This is a genomic window from Streptomyces sp. NPDC005408 (assembly GCF_040606445.1).
Classification (GTDB): Bacteria; Actinomycetota; Actinomycetes; order Streptomycetales; family Streptomycetaceae; genus Streptomyces.
The window spans coordinates 267,645-291,077 of the sequence record NZ_JBEXEX010000001.1; the positions used below are offsets into that span (position 1 = coordinate 267,645).

Annotated in this window: 20 protein-coding genes and 2 pseudogenes; 10 read left to right on the forward strand and 12 right to left on the reverse strand. The window is 69.8% G+C overall.

Translation table 11 applies throughout. From position 1 onward, the window contains the following. Window positions 1-166 precede the first annotated feature (166 nt). Genes ABZS64_RS01120 through ABZS64_RS01130 form a run of 3 tightly spaced genes read right to left on the reverse strand, consistent with a single transcriptional unit; the run spans window position 167 to window position 4,772 of the window. Window positions 167-982, reverse strand: coding sequence for an HAD family hydrolase (locus ABZS64_RS01120; RefSeq protein ID WP_355821739.1), 816 nt, complete (start codon window positions 980-982; stop codon window positions 167-169). After that, entirely contained in the window at window positions 979-3,585 is a 2,607-nt protein-coding gene (locus tag ABZS64_RS01125) for a phosphoribosyltransferase (protein ID WP_355821741.1), read from the reverse strand. Before ABZS64_RS01125 ends, ABZS64_RS01120 begins: the two co-directional genes overlap by 4 nt. 23 nt (window positions 3,586-3,608) lie before the next feature. Then, window positions 3,609-4,772 (reverse strand): HpcH/HpaI aldolase/citrate lyase family protein, encoded by a 1,164-nt coding sequence (locus tag ABZS64_RS01130; RefSeq protein ID WP_355821743.1) that lies wholly within the window; start codon window positions 4,770-4,772, stop codon window positions 3,609-3,611. A 185-nt stretch (window positions 4,773-4,957) separates the two neighbouring features. Here ABZS64_RS01130 and ABZS64_RS01135 point away from each other — a divergent pair, with 185 nt between their 5' ends. Further along, entirely contained in the window at window positions 4,958-5,752 is a 795-nt protein-coding gene (locus ABZS64_RS01135; RefSeq protein WP_355821745.1) for a TerD family protein, read from the forward strand. A 52-nt stretch (window positions 5,753-5,804) separates the two neighbouring features. On the opposite strand, the gene ABZS64_RS01140 is transcribed toward ABZS64_RS01135, so the two are convergent. From ABZS64_RS01140 to ABZS64_RS01165, 6 genes are all read right to left on the reverse strand, one after another. Further along, on the reverse strand, window positions 5,805-6,542 hold the full coding sequence (locus tag ABZS64_RS01140; protein ID WP_355821747.1) for a Tellurium resistance: 738 nt from the start codon (window positions 6,540-6,542) through the stop codon (window positions 5,805-5,807). A gap of 97 nt (window positions 6,543-6,639) precedes the next feature. Continuing rightward, the gene (locus tag ABZS64_RS01145) at window positions 6,640-7,782 is read right to left on the reverse strand and encodes a DUF475 domain-containing protein (protein WP_355821749.1); all 1,143 of its coding nucleotides are present in this window, start codon (window positions 7,780-7,782) and stop codon (window positions 6,640-6,642) included. Between the two features lie 163 nt (window positions 7,783-7,945). Continuing rightward, a complete protein-coding gene (locus ABZS64_RS01150) occupies window positions 7,946-8,521 on the reverse strand; it encodes a TerD family protein (RefSeq protein WP_355821751.1) in 576 nt (191 codons plus the stop codon). A gap of 104 nt (window positions 8,522-8,625) precedes the next feature. Next, on the reverse strand, window positions 8,626-9,201 hold the full coding sequence (locus ABZS64_RS01155; RefSeq protein WP_355821753.1) for a TerD family protein: 576 nt from the start codon (window positions 9,199-9,201) through the stop codon (window positions 8,626-8,628). Between the two features lie 124 nt (window positions 9,202-9,325). Then, complete coding sequence (locus ABZS64_RS01160) at window positions 9,326-9,784, reverse strand: peroxiredoxin (protein WP_355821755.1); 459 nt, start codon at window positions 9,782-9,784, stop codon at window positions 9,326-9,328. 115 nt (window positions 9,785-9,899) lie between these two features. Then, on the reverse strand, window positions 9,900-10,328 hold the full coding sequence (locus ABZS64_RS01165) for a DUF3052 domain-containing protein (protein ID WP_326649708.1): 429 nt from the start codon (window positions 10,326-10,328) through the stop codon (window positions 9,900-9,902). Between the two features lie 457 nt (window positions 10,329-10,785). Between ABZS64_RS01165 and aceE the strand changes: the two genes are divergently transcribed. Together aceE and ABZS64_RS01175 are read left to right on the forward strand one after the other, a co-directional pair. Continuing rightward, a complete protein-coding gene (aceE, locus tag ABZS64_RS01170; protein WP_355821757.1) occupies window positions 10,786-13,533 on the forward strand; it encodes a pyruvate dehydrogenase (acetyl-transferring), homodimeric type in 2,748 nt (915 codons plus the stop codon). Between the two features lie 70 nt (window positions 13,534-13,603). Continuing rightward, entirely contained in the window at window positions 13,604-14,386 is a 783-nt protein-coding gene (locus tag ABZS64_RS01175) for a potassium channel family protein (protein WP_355821759.1), read from the forward strand. A 3-nt stretch (window positions 14,387-14,389) separates the two neighbouring features. Here the strand turns inward: ABZS64_RS01175 and ABZS64_RS01180 are convergent, their stop codons facing one another. From ABZS64_RS01180 to ABZS64_RS01190, 3 genes and pseudogenes are all read right to left on the reverse strand, one after another. After that, the gene (locus tag ABZS64_RS01180) at window positions 14,390-14,698 is read right to left on the reverse strand and encodes a small hydrophobic protein (RefSeq protein WP_355821761.1); all 309 of its coding nucleotides are present in this window, start codon (window positions 14,696-14,698) and stop codon (window positions 14,390-14,392) included. Window positions 14,699-14,745: 47 nt separating this feature from the next. Then, on the reverse strand, window positions 14,746-15,138 hold the full coding sequence (locus ABZS64_RS01185; RefSeq protein ID WP_355822088.1) for a peptidase inhibitor family I36 protein: 393 nt from the start codon (window positions 15,136-15,138) through the stop codon (window positions 14,746-14,748). Between the two features lie 160 nt (window positions 15,139-15,298). Then, window positions 15,299-15,820, reverse strand: a pseudogene (locus ABZS64_RS01190) (MFS transporter); the annotation flags it as partial. A gap of 4 nt (window positions 15,821-15,824) precedes the next feature. Here ABZS64_RS01190 and ABZS64_RS01195 point away from each other — a divergent pair. The 7 genes and pseudogenes from ABZS64_RS01195 to ABZS64_RS01225 all read left to right on the forward strand — a co-directional run. Then, a pseudogene (locus ABZS64_RS01195) lies at window positions 15,825-16,262 on the forward strand (TetR family transcriptional regulator); the annotation flags it as partial. 415 nt (window positions 16,263-16,677) lie between these two features. Further along, complete coding sequence (locus tag ABZS64_RS01200; RefSeq protein ID WP_355821763.1) at window positions 16,678-17,889, forward strand: alpha/beta hydrolase; 1,212 nt, start codon at window positions 16,678-16,680, stop codon at window positions 17,887-17,889. A gap of 75 nt (window positions 17,890-17,964) precedes the next feature. Further along, window positions 17,965-18,834, forward strand: coding sequence for a DUF4429 domain-containing protein (locus ABZS64_RS01205; RefSeq protein ID WP_355821765.1), 870 nt, complete (start codon window positions 17,965-17,967; stop codon window positions 18,832-18,834). A 103-nt stretch (window positions 18,835-18,937) separates the two neighbouring features. Further along, window positions 18,938-20,275 carry a sensor histidine kinase gene (locus tag ABZS64_RS01210; protein ID WP_355821767.1) on the forward strand — a complete coding sequence of 446 codons (1,338 nt, stop codon included), beginning with the start codon at window positions 18,938-18,940 and terminating at the stop codon, window positions 20,273-20,275. After that, complete coding sequence (locus ABZS64_RS01215; RefSeq protein ID WP_355821769.1) at window positions 20,272-20,955, forward strand: response regulator transcription factor; 684 nt, start codon at window positions 20,272-20,274, stop codon at window positions 20,953-20,955. Before ABZS64_RS01210 ends, ABZS64_RS01215 begins: the two co-directional genes overlap by 4 nt. Before the next feature lie 219 nt (window positions 20,956-21,174). Then, on the forward strand, window positions 21,175-22,206 hold the full coding sequence (locus ABZS64_RS01220) for an alpha/beta hydrolase (RefSeq protein WP_355821771.1): 1,032 nt from the start codon (window positions 21,175-21,177) through the stop codon (window positions 22,204-22,206). Continuing rightward, window positions 22,206-23,396, forward strand: a complete 1,191-nt coding sequence (locus tag ABZS64_RS01225) for an acyltransferase (protein ID WP_355821773.1) — start codon at window positions 22,206-22,208, stop codon at window positions 23,394-23,396. The genes ABZS64_RS01220 and ABZS64_RS01225 overlap by 1 nt, the downstream gene beginning before the upstream one ends. The last annotated feature ends 37 nt before the right edge of the window (window positions 23,397-23,433 follow it).

The window sequence follows — 23,433 nt, forward strand, 5'->3', positions numbered from 1 at the left end:
GCCTGGAGAGCGGGACGTGCGCATGCTGCGGGCGAGCAACTGCCGTACGACATCGGGGGCGAAGGCCGCCCGGCCCGCCCGTGGACGGGGTACGTCTCCGCCTACTCCAAGGCGGTGCTCGTTGCGGCGGTGCTCGCCGTGCTGGTCTTCGCGGGCGTACGCCTGCTCAGGCCGGGGGCCGGGTCGCGGCGTGGCTGAAGCGGCGCAGGATCTCCTCGCCCGCCGCGACGCCCGACTGTGGCAGTGCGTCGACGTGCGGTGCACTCCAGCCGCTGTCGGCCAGTTCGCCGTGGCCCGGCCGCCAGCCGCGGTCCGCGGCGAGCAGCAGATCGGCGTCGAGGAGAGAGTCCCCGGCCGCGAGGATGTGCTTCGCGCCTGTGCGGCGGGCGACTTCGCGTACGGCCGCGCTCTTGGTGAGCGGCTGCGGCACGGCGTAGATCTTGCGGCCCTGGAGGGAAACGGTCCAGCCGCGGGGTTCGGCCCACTCCGCGAGTTCCTTGACCCAGTCCTCCGGCAGCAGGGCACGCTCGACGACGAGATAGACGAAGAGGTCCTCCGCGATCCTCTCCTTGCGCAGCCAGGCCGGGTCGGCGGTGGCACTCAGATGGGCGCGGACCTCCGCCAGCGGGGCACATTCGTCGGCGAGGGTGCCGGCCACACTGCTCCGCCAGTCGCCGTCGGACACACCGTCGACGAGCAGATGTCCGCCGTTGGCGCAGATCGCGAACCGCGGCGCGGCACCGGGAAGCCGGATGCGCTGGTACTGCTTGCGGGTGCGAGTCGTCGTCGGTACGAAACAGGTGTCGGCGGTGAGGTGCGTCAGCAGCCCCGCCGCGCTCTCCGTCATGTACGACAGCGGCTTGCGCTCGTGCACCTCGACGCAGAGCAGGCGCGGGGCCTCGGCGTCGGGCATGGTCAGCCCGAGGGCCGCCGACGAATAGATCAGCGTACGGTCGAGATCGCTGGCGATGAGGACGCTCACTTGGCGGCCACCGCCTTGCCGTCGGCACCCGTCGCGCCCCGTGTGTACCGGGGGTGGATCAACCCGACGCAGGTGTACGGGAGTTCGTCGACCTCCTCGACCGGTACGCCGCGCTGCTCGGCGAGCATCCGGACATGGTCGAGGTCGGCGCCCGCACCGCGCTTGGCGAGGATCTTCCAGGGGACGCGGCGCAGCAGGACGCGGGTCGTCTCGCCGACGCCCGGCTTGACGAGGTTCACATCGTGGATGCCGTACTCCTCGCTGATCCGCTCGACGGCGGCCCAGCCCTCCCAGGTGGGGGCGCGGTCCGCCGCGAGCAGCTCCTTGACCTCGGCGTCGACGGCGGCCTCGACCTCGTCGAAGCGGGCGGCAACGGTGTCCAGGAAGTGTTCCGAAACATCGCCGTCGGCGAGTTCGCGGTAGAACTTCGCGCCGTGGAAGTCGTGCGGGCCGACCAGGTCGGCGCGCAGGACCGTACGTGAAATCAGGCCGGAGACGGTGGAGTTGAGGCAGGCGGAGGGGATGAGGAAGTCCTCGCGGGTGCCGTAGGTACGGACGCAGCCGCCGGGGTCGGCGAGGACCGCGATCTCTGGGTTGAAGCCCTCGAACTCCTCGAGTGCGTCCGCCAGTTCGCGGGTGATCGCGCCCTTGCCGGTCCAGCCGTCGACGAACACGACGTCGGCCGGGTCGTGGTGCTGCTTCAGCCAGCGCAGGGCGTTGGTGTCGATGCCGCGGCCGCGGACGATGGACACGGCGTAGTGCGGCAGGTCCAGGCCGTGCCGGTGCTGTGCCCAGCGGCGCATCAGTACGCCGACGGGCGTGCCCGCGCGGGCCAGCGACACAAGGACGGGGCGGGGGGAACGCTCGGCGATGACGGTCTCGGTGACGGCGCCGACGGCGCGGGCGATACGGGCCGCGGAAGTCTCCAGAGCCGCCTTGAACAGCTCCTGGTACCGGGCGCTGGGCTGGTACTCGACGGGCAGGGACTCGGCGTAGTGCGCGCCGCCGCTCTGTATCGCCTCTTCGCGCTCCTCGGTCGGGGCCTCGAGCTCGGCCTCGGACAGATCCTGGAGCAACCAGCCGACCTCGTCCGGGGCGTAGGAGGAGAAGGCGGGGCCACGGAGGGGCTCGGGCAGCATGGAGGCCCTTTCGGGTGCTTCGGCTACGTCAGGTTCTTCGGGTGCTTCGGGTGCTTCGGGTGCTTCGGGTACGTAACTCGGGACGACGGCCAGGACGACGTGCGGGACGTGCGCGGCGAGCTGGGCCAACAGGCCGTCGGGGGCGTGCAGTCGGGGCGTGTCGGCGGCCGAGTCGATGACGGCGACGACGGCGTCGAAACCGGCCCCCGCGACGTTGTAGGCGAACCGCTCGCCGGGGCCGTCGGCGGGGTCGTCGTGGGCGGGGAAGACGAGCCGGGTGCGTATGGCATAGCCGGGGTCGTCGACGGCGAGGACAGGTGAACGGGTGGTGGTGGAGTAGCGGACCTCGGCGTCGACGGCCTGCTCAAGGGCGGTGCCGAGGCGCAGGGGCGCGTACATCAGCTCCTCGAAGCCGAGCACGAGCACGCGGCGGGCGTCGCCGAGCGCGTCGGCGGTACGGGCCGCCATGCCGGGCAGGGCGTCCTCGAGCGCGGCGCGGTGGGCAGGAGTGAACCCGTGCCGCCCACCGTCGGGCACGCCGCTCGGCCACCCGAGCTCCACCCGCGTGCAGGTGCCGGGCGCCGTGGACGGGCTGTCGCCGGACGCGGGCCGCGTGCGGGGTCCGGTGCCGCCGGGCGCGGCCGATGTCGGCGCAGCCGGGGCAAGGCCGCCCGGCTCCCCGAGCCCGGTGCCGTCCGACACGGCCGGAGTGCCGGACCCGGCGCCGTCGGACGCGGCCGACGCCTCCTGTTCCGCGACCAGCGCCTGCCCCTTCTCCAGGACTCCCTCCGGGAGCCGGACCGTCCCCGAGGCCAGCGCCACCAGGTCGACGCGCGCGCCGATCTCCTCGGCGAACTGCGTGAAGCGCTCGCGGTCCCGCTCCGAGCGCATGTCGACCAGCGCCACGATCACGTACCGCTCCCGCGGGTACCGCTCGTGCAGGTCGCGGATCGTGTTCAGCACCGTGTTTCCGGTCGAGAACTCGTCGTCCACCAGGACCAGCGGTCCGTTTCCCGCCAGCAGCCCGGCATCCTCCGGCAGCAGCAGGTGCGAGGTCGCGTGCGAGTGGGACTCCTCGAATCCGCCCGCCTTCTCGACCCCGTCGACCGGGCGGCGCGTGGAGTGCAGATACGGCGCGAGGCCCACCCCGTCCGCCACCGAGTGGCCCAGACCCGTCGCCGTCTCCGCGTAGCCGAGGACGACCGCGCGGGCCGCCTCGTCGTCGCCGAGCAGCTTGCGGACCTGCTCGCCGAGCCCGTACCCGGCGTCGTACACCACCGACGGCGACTGCGGCACATGCTTGCCCAGCACGTTCGACACCAGCAGATGCGCCCGCTTGGGGTTGCGGCGCAGGGCCAGTCCCAGCAGGCCGCTCAGTGTCTCGTCTCCGACGAGCCCGACGCCCAGCCGCTCAGCGACCCACGTTCCCGACCACACCACTCTTACAGTCTCTTCCTTCGTCATGTCAGCCGCGGAGTCCGCCGGACTCAGCCGGGGAGTCCGGCCGTGAGCAGCTCCACGAAGCCGACGTCTTCCCTGGCAACCCCGAAGACCTCCGCGCGCAGCAGAGTGCGCTCGGCCCAGGCCCGGTGCGGCTTCACTTCGTTCATCTTGTTCGTGTACGAGGAACGCATGACGCCTCCCCCGCCCCGCTCCGGCCGCAGGATGTCCTGCGCGTCACTGAACTCTTCGTGACTGACCACTGACAGTGCGTGCACGGGCAGTACGTGCGAGGGGTGGATGCAGGTCTTGCCCTGCAGTCCGTTGGCCCGGTCCAGTTCGATCTCGCGGAGCAGGCCGTCCAGGTCGTGCTCGATCAGCGCGGTGCGCAGCTCCTCGGCCCGGCCGACCATGAAGGGGCTCCGGCGCAGCTGGGGCTTGAACATGCGCTCCTGGAGCCGGAAGTACTCCCATACGGGTCCGGTCACCGTGAAGCCGGTGCCGTCCGCCCGTCCCAGCACGTTCACCACGTCGGCGATGACCGCGGCGACGATCTGGACGTCGTAAGCCGTCATGTCGGGCGATCTGCGCAGTCCGTACGCCGAGCAGAAGTCCGTGACGCCGAGCCGCAGCGCGAGGACGTGCTCGCGGTACTTGTCGACGGTGCCGGCGATGCCGGTGAGCGTCTCGGTGCGGGTTTCCAGGTGGAGAAGTTCCGGGGATTCCAGGACGGGCATCGCAAAAAGCCGCTGTCCGCTCGCGGTCTCCGCGGCGGTGAGCGCCTCCAGGAACGGAACGCCCCGCTCTTCCGTGAACTTGGGAAGTACGAAACCGGACAGTCGCCGGACCGAGGGGCCGAGCCGGGCCACGAGGTCCGGGATCTGGGCGGGTTCACGGACCCGGATGAAGAGCAGCGGCAGTTCCTCGCCCCGCGCGTCCAGGTCCGCGAACTGCCGGACCAAGTTCTCCTCGGCCGCGGCGACATCCGCGTCGCCGATGGAATCCTCCAGGCAGAGGACCATGGAGACGACTCCGCGGCCGACCAGCTTGAGGACGTCGTCGGCGAGCCGGGGCCGGGTCGCGGGACTGTAGAGGGTCGCGCCCAGCGCCGCCGCGAGGGTGCGGGCGGGCGAGGCCGCGGTGAATTCGCACGGCTCCTGATGGAACAGCCTGTCACGCACAGCAGGCGAAAGATGCCCAAAGTGACGCATATATTTCCCCCGTACTGCCTTGGCGGCCCAACTGGCGTGGCCGGTAATAGTACGTACGACAATGTGTCAAGAGTTCCCCAAGCCCATGAATTCCAGGTAACCCGCTTGCACCATGCCCATGTCCTGGCCGGACGACAAGGGCCCCGCGTTGTCCGGGCGGCCAACGGGAAGGCAGGATGGCCGACATGACGCACGCGATGCTGAAGGGCTCGAACGCTCCTCTGGATGCCACGGCCGTACGGGCCGTGCTGCGCTGGACCCCGGGCGCCGGGGTCCCCGACGTGGACGCCTCGGCCCTCTTGCTCGGCACCGACGGGCGTGTGCGCTCCGACGAGGACTTCGTCTTCTACAACCAGCCGCGCCATCCCTCGGGCCTGGTGCGGCGACTGCCGAAGAAGCGCGTCGCGGAGCATCTGACGGACACCGTCGAAGCGGATCTCTCCGCCCTCGACCCGTCCGTCGACCAGGTGGTGCTCGCCGCCTCGTCCGACGGCGACTCCTTCCAGCATGTACGGGACCTGCGGATACTGCTCTACGACGCGTCCCTGGCCGACAGTGATCCGCTGGCCGTCTTCGATGTGAAGCCGGAGACCGGCGAGGAGACGGCGATCATCTGCGGCGAGCTCTACCGGCGCGGAGAGGGCTGGAAGTTCCGCGCAGTGGCGCAGGGTTATCCGACCGGTCTGGTCGGTCTGGCCACGGCGTTCGGCATCTCGGTGGACGAGGCGGAGGCGGCCGCCGAGCCGTCCGTACAGCCCGTGCCGCAGCCCCAGCCCGCTCCGCCCGCACAGCCCCCGGCCCAGCCCGCCTACGGTTACCCACAGCCCGCGTACGGCTACCCTCAGCCCGCGGCGACCCAGCCGGTCGCGCCCTCGTCCCAGCCCGCGTACGGATACCCGCAGCCGGCCGCCGCGGCAGCACCGGCGCCCGACCCGAACTTCCGGCTGCCGCCGATGGGCCCCCAGTTCGTACGCCCCTGAGGCGCCTCCGAGTCGCTGCTGAGCCGCCGCTGAGCCGGCAGGACGCGACCCGCTACACCCGGTTCTTGTAGCCGCGTCCCCACTGCAGACCCCAGCCGTACAGCCGGTCCAGCTCCGCCTGGAAGCCGTACACGAACTTCACCTCGCGGCGCACGACCAGCTCGCCCTTCACGTTCTCCATGGAGAAGACGGCGCACGAACGGGCCTGTGGCGCCCGCTCGTCGAGCTCTATCTCCACCCGCGGGCCGTTGCTCGGGTAGAGCGTCACATGCGCGTGCGTACGGTCGAAGGCCGGTGTCTGGTCGTAGATGTACGCGAAGAACAGCAGCCGCTTGATCGACTCACGGTGGTCGAGATTGACGTAGATCGTCTCGCCCGACGGGGAGCCGAACCGGTCGTCGCCGCTGAGCTTCACATAGGGCGGCTCGTTGATGTTGCCGAAGAAGCTGCCCAGCGGCTGCACGACGCCCTTGCTGCCGTCCGTCAGCTCATAGAGACAGCCCAGGTCGAGGTCCACATTGACCACGCCCTGGGTGTGCGCCTGGACCACATCGGGCTGGAAGAGCTTGAAGGGGTGCCGCAGCAGTCTGCCGCTCTGCTTGGACCGGCCCTCGATGTCGGACGTACGCATCCGCCAGGAGAGATTGACGCGCAGATTGCCGGTGGCCGCGCCCTGTTTGGTGAGCGAGACCGTCGGGTGCCGCTTGGTCAGCTCGATGGAATTGGTCGCGGCGCTCCCTGAGTCGAACTGCGGTGACCTGCCCCGCCACAGGCTGTCCCAGAAGGCCATACCCCACCCCCACGTGCATCGATGAACCCCGCGGGGCGGCGCCGAGGCCGGTGCCTCGGAGCCGCCCCGCTCAGAGCGTTCCTCAATCCCCGCCGGGTCACACCCCGGAGGCGACTTCTTGCTTCTCGTCGGAGTTGTCGCCGTCCTCGGCCGCGAGCGCCTTGTTGCGGCGCACCGAGGACCAGAAGGACCAGGCGATCAGCACGACGCCGACGAGACCGGTGATGACCTCGTGGATCTCGTACTGGATGGTGACGAGCAGGATCACGGCAAGGGCGCCGATCGCGTAGTGCGCGCCGTGCTCCAGGTAGACGTAGTCGTCGAGGGTGCCCTGGCGGACCAGGTAGACGGTGAGCGACCGAACGTACATGGCGCCGATGCCGAGGCCGAGCGCGATCACGATCGGGTCATTGCTGATCGCGAACGCGCCGATGACGCCGTCGAAGGAGAAGGACGCGTCGAGCACTTCGAGGTACAGGAACATGAAGAAGGCGGCCTTGCCGACGAGTTTGACGGCAGAGACCGGCTTGCCGGCCTTCCTGGCTTCCTCCTCGGCCTCGTGCTCGCGCTCCTCCTCCTCTTCGAGCTTGTTCTCGAAGTAGCCGGAGAGCCCGCCGACGACCATGTACGTGATCAGGCCGGCGACGCCGGCTGTGAGCACGGTCTGCGCCTTGTCGGCGTGCTCGCCGCCGTACTGGTGAGCGTGGACCGCGAATGTCGCGGCCGTGATCAGCAGGACGATCAGGGCGATGCAGGCCGAGAGCATGTCGACCTTGCCGAGCTTGGCCAGCGGCCGCTCCAGCCAGCCCAGCCACTTGATGTCGCGGTCCTCGAAGATGAAGTCGAGGAAGATCATCAGCAGGAAGATGCCACCGAAGGCGGCGATCGCCGGGTGGGCGTCGGTGACCAGCTGCTCGTACTGGTCGTGGTTGTTCAGCGCGAGATCGACCGCCTCGATGGGCCCGATCTTCGCCGTGATCGCGACGATCACCACGGGGAAGATCAGCCGCATGCCGAAGACGGCGATCAGGACACCAATGGTGAGGAAGATCTTCTGCCAGAACTCGCTCATCTTCTTCAGCACGCCGGCGTTGACCACCGCGTTGTCGAAGGAGAGCGAGATCTCGAGAATCGAGAGGATGGCGACAAGCCCGAAGGCCGCCCATCCTCCGTAGAACACCGCCGCGACCAGGCCGAGCGCAGTGACTGCGAACGACCAGCCGAAGGTTTTCAGTACCACTGGCTAACCCAATCGTTGTGTACGGGTCTCCCCCGCGCCGAGTACGGGTCCTCCCCGGGCCACGCGCGGCTTTACGCTGCATTACCCCGGGAGACGACCCCCGGACCCCCAGCAGACACCCCCGGGGGTCGGCCCGGGTCTTGGATCAACCCGGACACGAGCTTTAGGAAACATTGACCCCGAAGTCTAGAGCGATGCCCCGCAGACCCGACGCGTACCCCTGCCCCACGGCCCGGAACTTCCATTCGCCGCCGTACCGGTAGAGCTCGCCGAAGATCATCGCCGTCTCCGTCGAGGCGTCCTCGCTCAGGTCGTAGCGCGCGAGCTCCTGGCCGTCCGACTGGTTGGCCACCCGGATGAAGGCGTTGCTGACCTGGCCGAAGGTCTGGCCGCGGTTGTCGGCCTCATGGATGGAGACCGGGAAGATGATCTTGTCGACGTTGGCCGGCACCTTGGAGAGGTCCACCAGAATCGATTCGTCGTCCCCCTCGCCCTCCCCGGTGAGGTTGTCACCGGTGTGCTCGACGGAGCCGTCGGGGCTCTTGAGGTTGTTGTAGAAGACGAACCACTCGTCGCCGAGCACCCGGCCGGACTGGCAGAGCAGCGCGCTGGCGTCGAGGTCGAAGGGCGCTCCGGTGGTGGAGCGCGCGTCCCAGCCGAGCCCGACCAACACCTGTGTGAGGTTCGGTGCGGCCTTGGAGAGGGAGACATTGCCTCCCTTGGCGAGCGTGACGCCCATGTTTGTGGTCCTCCCCGAGGTGATGAAGCAAAAGCAAAAGGTGGTACAGGCGCGTCCGGCGCCGCACTGTCACATGCGGCGCCGGACAGGGATGAACCGCTGGTTCAGACGTTCACACCGAAGTCCTGCGCGATGCCGCGCAGACCCGAGGCGTACCCCTGGCCGATGGCACGGAACTTCCACTCGGCGCCATTGCGGTAGAGCTCACCGAAGACCATCGCGGTCTCGGTCGAGGCGTCCTCGCTCAGGTCGTAGCGGGCGAGTTCCTTGTTGTCGGCCTGGTTGACGACGCGGATGAAGGCGTTGCGCACCTGGCCGAAGGACTGCTGGCGGCTCTCGGCCTCGTAGATCGAGACCGGGAAGACGATCTTCTCGACATCGGCCGGGACCGAGGCGAGGTTGACCTTGATCTGCTCGTCGTCCCCCTCGCCCTCACCCGTGAGGTTGTCACCGGTGTGCTCGACGGAGCCCTCGGGGCTCTTGAGGTTGTTGAAGAAGACGAAGTTGCCGTCGTTGGCGACCTTGCCCTCGGCGTTGGTCAGCAGGGCGCTGGCGTCGAGGTCGAAGTCGGTACCGGTGGTGCTGCGTGCGTCCCAGCCCAGGCCCACGGTGACCGCGGTCAGGTTGGGCGCGGCCTTGGTCAGCGAGACGTTGCCGCCCTTGCTGAGGCTGACTCCCACGAGTCCCTCCATTGTTTGTCAGGGGCAGCGCCCCCGTCGTGCGGTGATGTACAGGATCAACGAGTGGATCCTAGTGACCGGTTCCCGCTCAAAACAGACTTTGGCGCAGGGGTCGCCCGATCCGTCAGAGGGCGTCGAGCGCCTTGATGTAATCGTTCAGGTCGCGGGCTTCAGGCAGGCCGTTGACGACGGTCCAGCGGACCACGCCCTCCTTGTCGATGATGAAGGTTCCGCGCACGGCGCACCCCTTCTCCTCGTCGAAGACTCCGTACGCGCGCGAGGCGTCGCCGTGCGGCCAGAAGTCCGAGAGCAGCGGGTACTCCAGATCCTCCTGCTCGCCGAAGACGCGCAGGGTGTGGATGGAGTCGGTGGAAACGGCGAGCAGCCGGGTGTCGTCGTTGACGAACCGCGGCAGCTCGTCACGGAGCGCGCGCAGCTCGCCCGTGCACACGCCGGTGAAGGCGAAGGGATAGAAGAGGAGCACCACGTTCTTCTCACCCCGGAATTCGGCAAGGCTCACGGTGCGGCCGTGGTTGTCCCTCAGCTCGAAGTCCGGGGCCTTGGTGCCGACCTCGATCGCCATGACATGCGTCCCTTCACTGTGCGGAGCCGGACTCGTCCGTTCGGGTGGTGGGTCCACCCTACGCAGAGGGCCCCCGCCGGCAGATGCCGACGGGGGCCCTCGGGGCTTTGGGCGCTCAGCGCTTGGACTTGGGTGCGCTCAGCCGGGTGCCCGACCAGTCCTTGCCCGCGTTGATGCTCTTGGTCTGGGAGAGACCGGAGGTCTGCGCGGCTTCGTTGATGTCGCTCGGCTCGATGTAACCGTCCCTGCCGGTCTTCGGCGTCAGCAACCAGATGTCGCCGCCTTCGTCCAGCAGGCCGATGGCGTCCACCAGCGCGTCCGTAAGGTCGCCGTCGTCGTCACGGAACCAGAGCACGACGACATCTGCGACGTCCTCGTAGTCCTCGTCGACGAGTTCCTGGCCGATAACAGCCTCGATGCCCTCACGGAGCTCCTGCTCGACGTCGTCGTCGTAGCCGATCTCCTGGACCACCTGTCCGGGCTCGAACCCCAGCCTGACGGCCGGGTTGGTCCGCTCCTCCGCGTGGTCCGCGGTCGCGCTCACGGCTTGCCTCCTGATCATGTTTGGAAAAATGCTGCAGCCCGCGCGTGCGCGTGGCGTTGGCCGTAGTCCACACGGGCGGGGCGGATCGCGCAAGTACCCGGCCGTTCAGACCGCCGAAACGGTGACGTTTGCGGCCGTCTCGACGCAACTCCAGACACGCTCGACGGCCACTTGAGATTCATGCCACACCATTCGGCCATCTTTGCGGCATTCTGCCCCTTCGGTGCGTCAATCGGAACCGAACAGGCAAACGAAACGCTTTGACGCCTTGGGCGTAAGGTTGCGATTTGACCGGTCCCGGAACCGGGGTTTGGTCAGGATGTCAGTAAGAACAAGGGTTACCCCTCGGTAGAGATGACGTTTGCCTCCCCGCGGTACACGATGGAGGCGGTGTGACACCGCTCAGACTTCCCGTACATCCGCAGGGGCAGAACCCACCGAACAGCGAAGGAATAGCGTGGCTTCCGGATCAGATCGCAACCCGATCATCATTGGCGGCCTTCCCAGCCAGGTCCCGGACTTCGATCCTGAAGAGACCCAGGAGTGGCTGGACTCCCTCGACGCCGCCGTCGACGAGCGGGGCCGGGAGCGCGCCCGCTACCTGATGCTCCGCCTGATCGAGCGAGCCCGCGAGAAGCGCGTGGCCGTGCCCGAGATGCGCAGCACGGACTACGTCAACACCATCGCCACCAAGGACGAGCCGTTCTTCCCCGGCAACGAGGAGATCGAGCGCAAGGTCCTCAACGCGACCCGCTGGAACGCCGCGGTGATGGTCTCGCGGGCCCAGCGGCCGGGCATCGGCGTCGGCGGCCACATCGCCACCTTCGCCTCCTCCGCCTCCCTCTACGACGTGGGCTTCAACCACTTCTTCCGCGGCAAGGACCAGGGCGACGGCGGCGACCAGATCTTCTTCCAGGGCCACGCCTCGCCCGGCATCTACGCCCGCGCCTTCCTGCTCGACCGGCTCAGCGAGAAGCAGCTCGACGCCTTCCGCCAGGAGAAGTCCAAGGCCCCCAACGGCCTGTCCAGCTATCCGCACCCGCGGCTGATGCCGGATTTCTGGGAGTTCCCGACCGTCTCCATGGGCCTTGGCCCCCTCGGCGCGATCTACCAGGCGCGGATGAACCGCTACATGGAGGCTCGCGGCATCGCGGACACCTCCAAGTCGCATGTGTGGGCGTTCCTCGGCGACGGCGAGATGGACGAGCCCGAGTCGCTCGGCCAGCTGTCCATCGCGGCCCGTGAGGGCCTGGACAACCTGACCTTCGTCGTCAACTGCAACCTGCAGCGCCTCGACGGCCCGGTACGCGGCAACGGCAAGATCATCCAGGAGCTGGAGTCGCAGTTCCGCGGCGCCGGCTGGAACGTCATCAAGCTGGTCTGGGACCGCTCCTGGGACCCGCTGCTCGCGCAGGACCGCGACGGCATCCTGGTCAACAAGCTGAACACCACGCCGGACGGCCAGTTCCAGACGTACGCCACCGAGACCGGCGCGTACATCCGTGACCACTTCTTCGGCAGCGACCAGCGGCTGCGCAAGATGGTCGAGGGCATGACCGACGAGCAGATCCTGCACCTGGGACGTGGCGGTCACGACCACAAGAAGGTCTACGCGGCCTACACGGCGGCCAAGGCGCACAAGGGCCAGCCGACGGTGATCCTCGCGCAGACGATCAAGGGCTGGACCCTCGGTCCGAACTTCGAGGGCCGCAACGCCACCCACCAGATGAAGAAGCTGACGGTCGACGACCTCAAGCGCTTCCGCGACCGGCTGCACATCCCGATCACGGACCAGCAGCTGGAGAGCGGCGCGCCGCCGTACTACCACCCGGGCCGGAACTCCGAAGAGATCCAGTACATGCACGACCACCGCAAGGCGTGCGGCGGCTATGTGCCGACCCGTGTGGTGCGCTCGAAGCCGCTGGTCCTGCCGGAGGACAAGACCTACGCGACCGCCAAGAAGGGCTCGGGCCAGCAGTCGATCGCCACGACCATGGCGTTCGTCCGCATCCTGAAGGACCTCATGCGGGACAAGGAGATCGGCAGGCGCTTCGTGCTGATCGCGCCCGACGAGTACCGCACCTTCGGCATGGACGCGTTCTTCCCGAGCGCCAAGATCTACAACCCGCTGGGACAGCAGTACGAAGCCGTGGACCGCGAGCTGCTGCTCGCGTACAAGGAGTCGCCGACCGGGCAGATGCTGCACGACGGCATCTCCGAGGCGGGCTGTACGGCATCGCTGATCGCCGCCGGTTCGGCGTACGCCACGCACGGCGAGCCGCTGATCCCGGTGTACGTCTTCTACTCGATGTTCGGCTTCCAGCGCACCGGCGACCAGTTCTGGCAGATGGCCGACCAGCTCGCGCGCGGCTTCGTCCTGGGTGCGACCGCGGGACGTACGACGCTGACAGGTGAGGGCCTGCAGCACGCGGACGGCCACTCGCAGCTGCTCGCCTCCACCAACCCGGGCTGTGTCGCGTACGACCCGGCCTTCGGCTACGAGATCGCGCACATCGTCAAGGACGGTCTGCGGAGGATGTACGGCGAGAGCGCCGAATTCCCTCATGGCGAGGACGTCTTCTACTACCTGACCGTCTACAACGAGCCGATCCAGCACCCGGCCGAGCCGGAGAACGTGGACGCCGAGGGCATCCTCAAGGGCATCTACCGCTACAGGGCGGGCGAGGCCGGTGGGATCCCCGCGCAGATCATGGCGTCGGGTGTCGCCGTGCCGTGGGCGGTCGAGGCGCAGCGGATCCTCGCCGAGGAGTGGAACGTACGCGCCGACGTGTGGTCGGCGACGTCCTGGAACGAGCTGCGCCGCGAGGCCGTCGAGGTCGAGCAGCACAACCTCCTGCACCCGGAGGAGGAGCAGCGCGTCCCGTTCGTCACGCAGAAACTGTCCGGCTCCGAGGGCCCGTTCGTGGCCGTCTCGGACTGGATGCGCGCGGTTCCGGACCAGATCTCACGCTGGGTGCCGGGCACGTACCAGTCGCTCGGTGCCGACGGCTTCGGCTTCGCGGACACGCGGGGCGCGGCCCGTCGCTTCTTCCACATCGACGCGCAGTCGATCGTGCTGGCGGTGCTCACCGAGCTCGCGCGCGAGGGCAAGGTCGACCGCTCGGTGCTGAAGCAGGCAGTGGACCGCTACCAGCTGCTGGACGTGGCTGCGGCGGACCCGGGCGCGGCCGGCGGCGACGCGTAGTCGTTATTCGGTGAAGGGCGGCGGGACCCGGCCGGGTCCCGCCGCCCTTACGCGTCTCTAACATGCAGGCATGAAGCAGCGAACAGCGCAGGTCCGGTGGGAACAGCGCATGCAGACCCCCCTGCTGGCGCTCGCCATCGCGTTCGCCCTCGCGTACGCCGTGCCGATCGTGGCGCCCGACGCCAAGAGCTCGGTGATAACCGTCTGCACGGTCACCGAGTGGGTGGTGTGGGGGACGTTCGCCGTCGACTACCTCGTACGGCTGGTGCTGGCGCCGGCCAAGTGGCTGTTCGTACGCAAGCATCCGCTGGATCTGGTGGCGGTGGTGCTGCCACTGGTGCAGCCGCTGCGGCTGCTGCGGGTCGTCTCGACACTGCTGCTGGTGGGCCGCCGGGCCAGGATGGCACCGCAGATCACGCTGACGACGTATGTCGGGGGCGCGGTGGTGGGGCTGATGATGTTCGGCTCGCTGGCCGTGCTTCATGTGGAGAGGGATGCGCCGAACGGGAACATCAAGACGCTGGGCGACGCGGTGTGGTGGTCGTTCACCACCATGACGACGGTCGGGTACGGCGACCATGCGCCGACGACGGGTCTGGGGCGGGTACTCGCGGTCGGGCTGATGATTTCGGGGATCGCGCTGCTCGGTGTCGTCACCGCCAATATCGCGGCGTGGTTCATCTCCCGCTTCGAGCGGGACGATGTCGAGGAGCGGCGGCAGACAGCGATGTTGGAAGCGCTGACCGCCGATGTGAAGGCGCTGCGCGAGCAGGTGGCAGCGCTCTCGGGAGCCGGGGCGGGCGCCATGCCCACCCCGGTCGGTCCGTCCGAAGAGCCTGCTGTGCGTGGCTGACGATCACCACATCCCGCTCGCGGGAACCGTGGCTCCCGCAAGCCAGACGATCGCCAGCAGGGTGTCGATGCCACCCAGCACGACGGCGACCAGTGCCGGGACCGGCTGTGCGCCGTTCCAGCGGCGGCCCATCCCGAGCCATCCGCTGACGATCGCAATCGGGCCGAGGACGATCCCCAGCACGAAGAATCCTGCGATCGCGCAGATCAGACCGATGATTCCGAGTGCCGCGCGATCCGGCCCGCTCCGTGACCAGTTGCGGCCGCGTGAACGGGGGTGCCGGCGCGTGGTGTGTCCGAAGCCCGCCATCATCACTCCTTGAGTCGTCGAATCGGGGCTCGGACAGCGGGTACCCCGGTTCAGCGCTCCCAGACCTTGAACGCCCTGACCTGGTACGGGGTTTGAGGCACCCAGGTGCCGCCGCCCTTGCCCGGGTACGTGTCGAACTCGCCCGTCTCCTCGCACTCCGCCGACTGGTACGTGGTGACGGGCCGCCCGGTCCGGTTCGCGAGCGCCTGTGCGGTGGTGCCCCGCGGCAGCGGGACACAGCTCTCGACATCGATGCCGTACAGCTCATGGACCTGGCGCGTGCCCTTGAAGTTCCCCTTCTCCCAGAGGCAGAGCTCGCCCGCCGCGCACTCCCCGAGGCGGGGCGGCGCGGCGGCCGCCGTCTGCGGCGCCAGCACTGCTGCGGCCAGGACTGCTGCAGCCCCGGCTCCGGCCGCGTATCCGGCCGTGACGATCTTGCGCATATCGGTAACCCCCATGTCGTACTGATCACTTGACCGCACCCTGACCTGCGGCGAGCGGGTCGGGGAAGGGGGTCCGGGCTGCATCACCCGGATAGGCGACAGCCCCGCCGGGCGGGCCCGGCAGGGCTGTCGTATGCACGTGGTTGACGCGCGGTCGCCGTCAGATGTGGGCCGCACCCGCCTCGGCGTTCGCGCCGCGCTTGGTCAGCAGCGCGACGAAGACCGCGACCGCCGCGACACCGGCGGCGACCAGGCAGGCCAGGCCCATGCCGGACATGAAGGTGTCGTGCGCGACGCCGACGATCTTCTCGGCGATGGCGGGCGGTGTTCCCGGCGCCACCGGCGGCACACCCACCTGAACGGCTTCAGAAGCCTGGTCCAGCTGGGCGGGGGTGAGCGGCGGGAGCTTGGCGTCTGCCCAGTTGCCCGCGAGGTCGGTGTCGACCTTGGACGCCATGACCGCGCCGAGCACCGCCGTACCGAGGCTGCCGCCGATCTGCATGGCTGCCTGCTGCAGGCCGCCCGCGACACCGGAGAGCTCCATCGGGGCGTTGCCGACGATGACCTCGGTCGCGCCGACCATGACCGGCGCGAGGCCGAGGCCCAGAAGCGCGAACCAGACCGACATCGGGAAGCTGCCGGTGTCGGTGGACAGCGTCGACATGCCGAACATCGCGACCGCCACCGAGTCCCACTTCGTCGCCGCGGTGCGTGGACGGCCCGCGGAGGAGGGGCCGTTCGAGGCCCTGCGCAATGCGGTGCTGGGGGCGTGGGACACGATCGGTGAGGCGATCGAGGAGATCATCCCCGTCGATCTGCACATGCGCAGCTACCAGATGATCGAGTCCACGCCCGCGCTGCTCGCGGTCCATCTGCGCCGCTCCACCGAGCTGGAGGAGGAGATCGCCCAACTGATCGCGGCCCGCGAAGGCCTGGACGTCGACGCGGACCCGCGCCCGAGGGTCGCGGTGGCGGCGTTCAGCGGGGTGATGCGGGTGACGGGCAGGCTGTGGGGCCAGGGCGAGGACGTGAGCCCGGAGGCGATCCGGGGCCTGACGGAGGCGTATCTGGACCACCTCGGGCCTGCGCTGGCGGAGAACTGGCGGGTGGGGAGCCGGGGTTAGGGCCTGTCGTTTGGATCAGGCCGGATCAGGGAGCGGCCCGCCGCGGAGTGGCCCGCCGCGGAGCGGCTGATGTCACTGCGGTGCGTGCGATCGCAAGGCGGAGGATGGAGCCGACGCGGAGCGTCGGCGACTGACGCAACGCAGCGTGGGGGCACCTCCCGTGCCCGAAGGGCTACGGAGGAGTGCGCGCCAGGGCACGCGAGCCCAGCAAGATCCGAACGACAGGCCCTAGGCGGCCCAATCAAGCCCCCGCCGGCCATTGAGGCGCGGGGTCCGGGGCGGAGCCCCGGGCCGGACGGAGCGTACGCCCTGCGCGTACGGAAGGTGACGACTTTCCCCCCGTACGCCCCCTGAACACGTGATCTGCCTCACGGTCTTCGCGAGCTCCCTCGCCCGTCTCCTAGGGTGTCCCGCAGTGACTTCCTTCGACTCCTCCCCCACTCTCACCGCATGGCGCGCTCTGCTCGCCCTCGCGGTTGTGTTCATGATGCTGGCGACCACGGGATGGACCGCCATACGACATCAGAACGGTCCCCGTGACGCTTTCGAGGCCGAGCTGGCCGGCTGGGCCAAGGCCCGGGTCGGGGCGCGGGTCCTGCCGGATCCGGAATCGGCGCCGCAGCGGCTCGCCGCCTTCTTCGGCTCCATCGGGGGCACCCAGCGGGCCCGCCTCGCCGACCAGTACCCCCTCGTCGTCGGCAATCTCAACGGCGCCCCGGTCACCCTGCGCTACCGCGCCAACCGCAAGGCCCTCGCGCACTCGCTCGCGGAGGAGCGCAAGCGCGTGAAGGACGTCAACCTCACCGCGGACGGCCATCACCAGGCGGTCAGGCGTATGCACCGCTTCGAGGCGCTCATGAGCGCCGGGCGTCAGATCCTCGCCTTCGATCCGTCCGGCCCCGGCAAGGTCGCCGAGGTATTCGGCGATCTCGACCACGCCCAGCGGGTGTCGGTGATCGTCCCCGGTGTCGACACCAATCTGCTCACGTTCCAGAAGACCGCCAAGAGGTACACGGCGCCGGTCGGCATGGCGGAGTCGCTGTACGCCGCCGAGCGGGCCGCGGCCCCTCGTACGCGTACGGCGGTCATCGCCTGGGCCGACTACACCGCGCCCGTCGGCGTCGGCGTGGACTCGGCCATAGGCCGCCTCGCCGAGAACGGCGCGGTGCGCCTGACGGCGCTCACCGGCGCGCTGCCCGGCACCTCCAAGGTCGCGCTGATCTGTCACAGTTACGGCTCCGTCGTGTGCGGCGTCGCCGCCCGTCGGCTCCCGGCCCGCGTCAGCGACATAGCGGTGGCAGGCAGTCCCGGCATGCGTGCCGAAAGCGTGACCGGACTCCACGCACGCGCCCGCGTCTGGGCGATGCGCGACAGTGACGACTGGATCCAGGACGTCCCGCATCTGGCGGTCGGCGGCCTCGGCCACGGCGAGGACCCGGTGACACCGGACTTCGGCGCGCGCGTCATGTCCGCGGCGGGCGCCGTCGGCCACACCGGCTATTTCCAGCCGGGTACAGAGAGCGTCAGCAACTTCGCCGAGATAGGCGTCGGTTCGTACCGCAGCGTGACCTGCGCGAGCGGCGACGACACATGCCGCAGTGGTATTTACGGAGACGAGGAAGCCTGACGCGCGTAGAGCATCGTGGGCGGGGCTGGGCACCGAGGGGCGACGCGCGACCGCACGCCGCCTACGATGATGCGCATGGGTGATGTTCTGGCCGGAATTCAAGCCACTTGGGAGTTCGAGACCGACTCCGTGCTCATCCGCTTCGAACGGGGGCTCCGCGCGCCGAAGCTGTTCCAGACGCTTCGCGAACGCCGCATTCCCCACGAGGCGTTGGCGTCGGTGACCCTCTCCCCGGGCAAGCGCGGCACGGTCGTGCTGCACGCTGCGCCCAGACCCGGCGCCGATCCGCTGATGGAGGCGGCGGCCGGGCAGCTGAAGGAGGGCTGTGACCCGTACCGGCTGGTGCTGCCCGCCGAGCGCGAGACGCTCGCCGAGTACTACGCCGACGAACTGCGCGCGCTGCTCCCCGACGACGCGGACACCCCGGCCGAGCGGTACGCCGTGGCCGCGCCCGAGGGGCCGATGCACTTCAAGGCGTACGACGGAAAGGCCTTCTTCGACGGCTCGATGGTCTCCTTCCGCTGGTCACGGACGGCCGCGTCGTCGGCCAAGTGGAGGGCGGGCGACCAGAGTTTCCCGGTGGCGGAGCTGAGCGGCGTCGAGTGGCGCTCGCCGGAGGCGTTCGACGGGTATCTGCGGCTGCTGCGCCGCGGTGAGGATCCGGGCGAGGAACCGGCCGGGCTCCGGCAGGTGGACCAGGACCCGGCGGCGGTGCTGTTCGGGGTGAGCCGCGGGCCGGTGCACGAGTCGCTGCCGTTCGCGGCCGCGGTGCTCGAGTCCGTACGCAACAGCGGCTCGGCGCCGGCGATGGCGCTGCGGGCGGGGCGGCGCGACCCGGCGGACATCGCGGAGCGGATACGGCACCTCGGGGAGCTGCACCAGGCGGGTCTGGTGACGGACGAGGAGTTCAGTACGAAGAAGGCGCAGTTGCTCGCAGAGCTGTGAGTCCCACGGGGTCATCCTCGCGGGTCATACCGGGGCATGACATGGCGTGCGGCTCCCCGGTATGACGCCGCGCGGCGGCCGGGCTGCCTACGCTGATCACGTCATGTCTGAATCATCCCCCCGGGAGTCCGGGTCCCCCCGACCCTCCTCTCGGCGCTCGCGCGCGCTGCGCGCCGCGCGGCAGAATCTGCGGCTGCTCGCCGCCGATCTCGTCACGCCGTCGGAGTCCACGGCCCCGCTCCTCGGCTCGGCCGAGAAGCGGTGGCTGCGGGCGCTGCCGTACGCGGTGGTGTTCGTGTTCGTCGTCGCGCTGCTGCCGGCGACCGTCTCGGTGCTGACGCAGGAATACGAACTGAACGGTGCGCTCGCCGGCGCGCTCGCCACCGCCCAGACCGCGCCGCTGCTGCTCGCCGTGACCCGCCCGCTGCAGGCGTGGTGGATCATTTTCGCCGCGGATGTGGGGGGCGCGTTCGCCCTGATGGACGCGGAAGGGACGATGGGCAGGAGCTGGCCGTGGACCCCGATGGTGGTCGTCGGCTATCTGGTCCTGATGATCTGCCTGGGGCTGCGGGAGCCGCGCCGCAAGCTGCTCGCAGTGTGGCTGGCGACGGGCGCTGCGGGTCTACTGTTCGAGCTGTTCTCGCAGAGCCGGAGCGACGGCGTCCATCTGCTGCTGTTCGTACTGAGCGGAGTGGTGCTCGTCGTCACGGGCGCGCTGCGGGAGCGCGGGGACGCGCAGCGGCGGCTGGTGGTGCAGGAGACCATCAGCGAGACGGAACGGGCGCAGCGCACCCTGCTGGAGGAACGGGCCCGTATCGCGCGTGAGCTGCACGATGTGGTGGCGCACCACATGTCGGTGATCACGGTGCAGGCGGACTCGGCGCCGTACCGGATCGAGGGGCTGCCGGACGCGGCACGCGAGGAGTTCGGGTCGATCGCGGCGGGCGCGCGGGAGTCGCTGGCTGAGATGCGTCGGCTGCTGGTGGTGCTGCGCAGCGACGGCTCGGAGGGTGAGCGGGCGCCGCAGCCGGGACTTGACCGGGTGCAGCAGCTGGTTGAGGCGACGGTACGGGCGGGAGTTCCGGCGGAGCTGTCGCTCGCGGCGGAGCTGGGGCCGGTGCCGCAGGCGGTGGATCTGTCGGCGTACCGCATCGTGCAGGAGGCGCTGGCGAACGTGGTGCGGCATGCGCCGGGGGCGCCGACACGGGTTTCGGTGACATCGGACGGTACGGACCTGACGGTGCTGGTCGTCAACGGGGCCGCGGCGGACGGTACTTCGCATCGCCAGTCGCCGCTCGAGACGACCGGGACCGGACACGGCCTGGTCGGAATGCGTGAACGCGTACGGTTGACCGGCGGCACGCTGGACACCGGTCCGCTGCCGGACGGCGGTTTCCGGGTCGCGGCCCGCCTCCCTCTGACGGTGAAGGAATCCCCGTGACGATCCGCGTGATCATCGTCGACGACCAGGCCATGGTGCGGGCGGGGTTCGCCGCGCTGTTGTCCGCGCAGGCGGACATCGACGTGGTGGGCGAGGCGCCGGACGGCCGCGCCGGGGTGGCGGTCGCGCGGTCCACGCACCCCGACGTGGTCCTGATGGACGTGCGCATGCCGGAGATGGACGGTCTCGCGGCGGCGCGTGAGCTTCTGTCGCCTCCGGCCGGTGTGGTGCACCGCCCGAAGGTGCTGATGCTGACCACCTTCGACGTGGACGACTACGTGTACGAGGCGCTGCGGGCCGGGGCGTCGGGCTTCCTGCTGAAGGACGCCCCGCCGGCGGACCTGATCGCGGCGGTCCGGGTGGTGGCGGCGGGCGAGGCCCTGCTGGCGCCGTCGGTGACGCGCCGCCTGATCGCGGACTTCGCGGCACAGCGCCCGGCCGCGCGGAAGGGCCCGGCACTGCGGCTGAACGGGCTGACGCCGCGGGAGACGGAGGTGCTGGAGCTGATCGCGAGGGGCCTGTCGAACCAGGAGATCGCGGAGCATCTGGTGCTGGCGGAACAGACGGTGAAGACGCACATCGGGCGGGTGCTGGGGAAGCTGGAACTGCGGGACAGGGCGCAGGCGGTGATTTTCGCGTACGAGGCGGGGGTGGTGAGGCCGGGCGACGCGGGGCAGTGACTTTTCCCCACCCCGCCCCACCCTGCCCACCCCGCCCCTCCCCGCTGTGACATTTGCGGCTCCGCCACGTGGGAGCCAAGCCCCCGAACCGCCGGAGCGGCCCACCCCCTACCCCGGTATGACCCGCAACCTGGCCCCCCAGTGTGACGCACCGTCACCCACCGTCTTCTTACCTTCCTCTCCGTCAGGCCGACGGACCAGCGAGAGGGAGACGGAAACATGCGCCGCTACAAAAGGACCCTGGTGGCCGTGGCGTTCGCGACGACCGTGGTGGCCGGGACCGCCGGGTGGGCGTCCGGGAACGGGCAGCAGGCCGTCACCGGGCCGCCGCCCGGCAGCAGCGCGTGGGTTGCCGATCAGTCGCTCGGGCGCCGCCTGCCCGATCCCGCCACCGCATCGCCCACCGAAGTCGCCGCGTTCTTCGGGACGTTGAGGGCGAAGGACCAGCAGGACCTGATCCGCCGCCACCCCCTCGTCGTGGGGAACCTCGACGGCGCGCCCACAGCCCTGCGGTACGAGGCCAACGCCCAGGCCCTTCGCGGTACCCGGTTCGAGCGGCTCGCCGCTCCCGGGCGGCAGATACTCGCCTTCGATCCACGCGGGCGCGGCCAGGTCGCCGAGGTGTACGGGGATCTGGCGCACGCCCGCCATCTGTCCGTCATAGTCCCGGGGTCCGACATGGACGCCGACACCTTCGACCGGGCCAAGGACCCCTACGGCACCCCCGCCGGCATGGCCAGGTCCCTGCGCGCCGCGACCCACAACCGGACCGCCGTCATCGCCTGGACCGGCTACACCACGCCCGTCGGTGTCGGCCTGGACGCCGCCACCGGCGATCTCGCCGAGGCCGGGGCCGTACGCCTGACCCGCTTCACCGAAGGCCTCGCAGCCGTCCATGCCCCCGCGCCCGCCCTCTTCTGCCACAGCTACGGCTCCGTCGTCTGCGGCCTGGCGGCCGCCGACCTCAAGGCCAAGGACCTCGTGGTCTTCGGTTCACCCGGCATGCGCGCCGAGAACACGGCCGATCTCCGCACCACCGCCCGCGTCTGGGCCGCCAAGAACCCTTCCGACTGGATCTCCAAGATCCCCAACGTCGAGTTCGCCGGACTCGGACACGGCAACGACCCCGCCGACCCCGCCTTCGGCGCCCGCCCCGTCCCCGCGGCCGACGCCCAGGGCCACACCGGCTACTTCGCCCCCGGCACCGACTCGCTCCGTACCTTCGCCGCCATCGCCGGCGGAGCAGCGTGATGAAACTCGTCGAGAAGATCGAGGCGCGGACTCCCGCCCACCGCGACCGCGCCATCGACGGGCTCCGCGCCCTCGCCCTGCTCGCCGTCCCCACCGGACACTGGCTGCTCGGCGGCTTCACGCTCGACTCCGGCGGCGCCCTGCACAACGCCAGCCCCCTCGCCGCCTTCAGCTTCTTCGCGCCGGTCAGCTGGGTGCTCCAGATGCTCGGCATCTTCTTCCTGGTGGGCGGGTACGCCTCCGTGCTGTCGTACGGCAGGCGGAAGGGGACGACAGGCGAGTGGCTCAGGCAGCGGATCGCCCGGCTCGGGCGGCCCGTCCTCGGTGTCACCGCCGTCTGGGCCCTGATGGTCCCCGTCCTGTACGCCCTCGGCGTGCCCGGCACCACCTTGCGCACCGGATCGACCCTCGTCGTCCAGCCCCTGTGGTTCGTCGGCGTGTACACCGTGGTCACCGCCCTGACCCCGTACTGCGTACGCGCCGCCCACAAGCTCGGCCCCTGGGCCGCGGCTCCGCTCATCGCCACCGTCGCCGTCGTCGACTTTCTGCGCTTCGGCCCGTACGCCGATGCCATGCCCTCCTGGCTGAGCGTGATCAACATCCTTCCGGGCTGGCTCTTCGCGTACCAGCTCGGCGTCTCCTGGAGCGAGGGCAGGATCACCGCGCGCCACGCGCGCGTGCTCCTCGTCGGCGGCGCGGCACTCTTCGCCGCACTGCTGCTCGCCTTCCACTACCCCGCCTCGATGGTCGGCGTCCCCGGCGAGACCCGTACGAACTCCCACCCGCCGTCCCTGCTGGTCCTGGCCCTCGCCGCCGCGCAGAGCGGCGCCGCGATCCTGCTGCGGGACCGGATCGCGAAGCTCCTGAAGCGCCCAGCCCTGTGGGCACCGGTCGTCGTCATCAATCTCTCCGCGATGACGATCCTGTGCTGGCACCAGACGGCCATGCTGGCTGCGGCCGTGCCCGCCTCCTTGATCGGCCGTGTCGGGGGGCTGACCACGGCCCCCGACTCGCTCGGCTGGATCCTCGCCCGGCTCGCCTGGATGCCGCTGTTCGCCGGGCTGCTGATCCTCATCGGGCGGTACGCGCGCGGCTTCGAGGCCCCGTGGGCAAGGACGACGAAAGCCCGCCGCGCGGCAGTTGGTCTGTTCGCGGCGGGCTTCGCTGTCTTCGCGTTGGGGCTGGCGTAATGCCGTACGGACTACTCCCGCGCGGCGTAATGCCGTA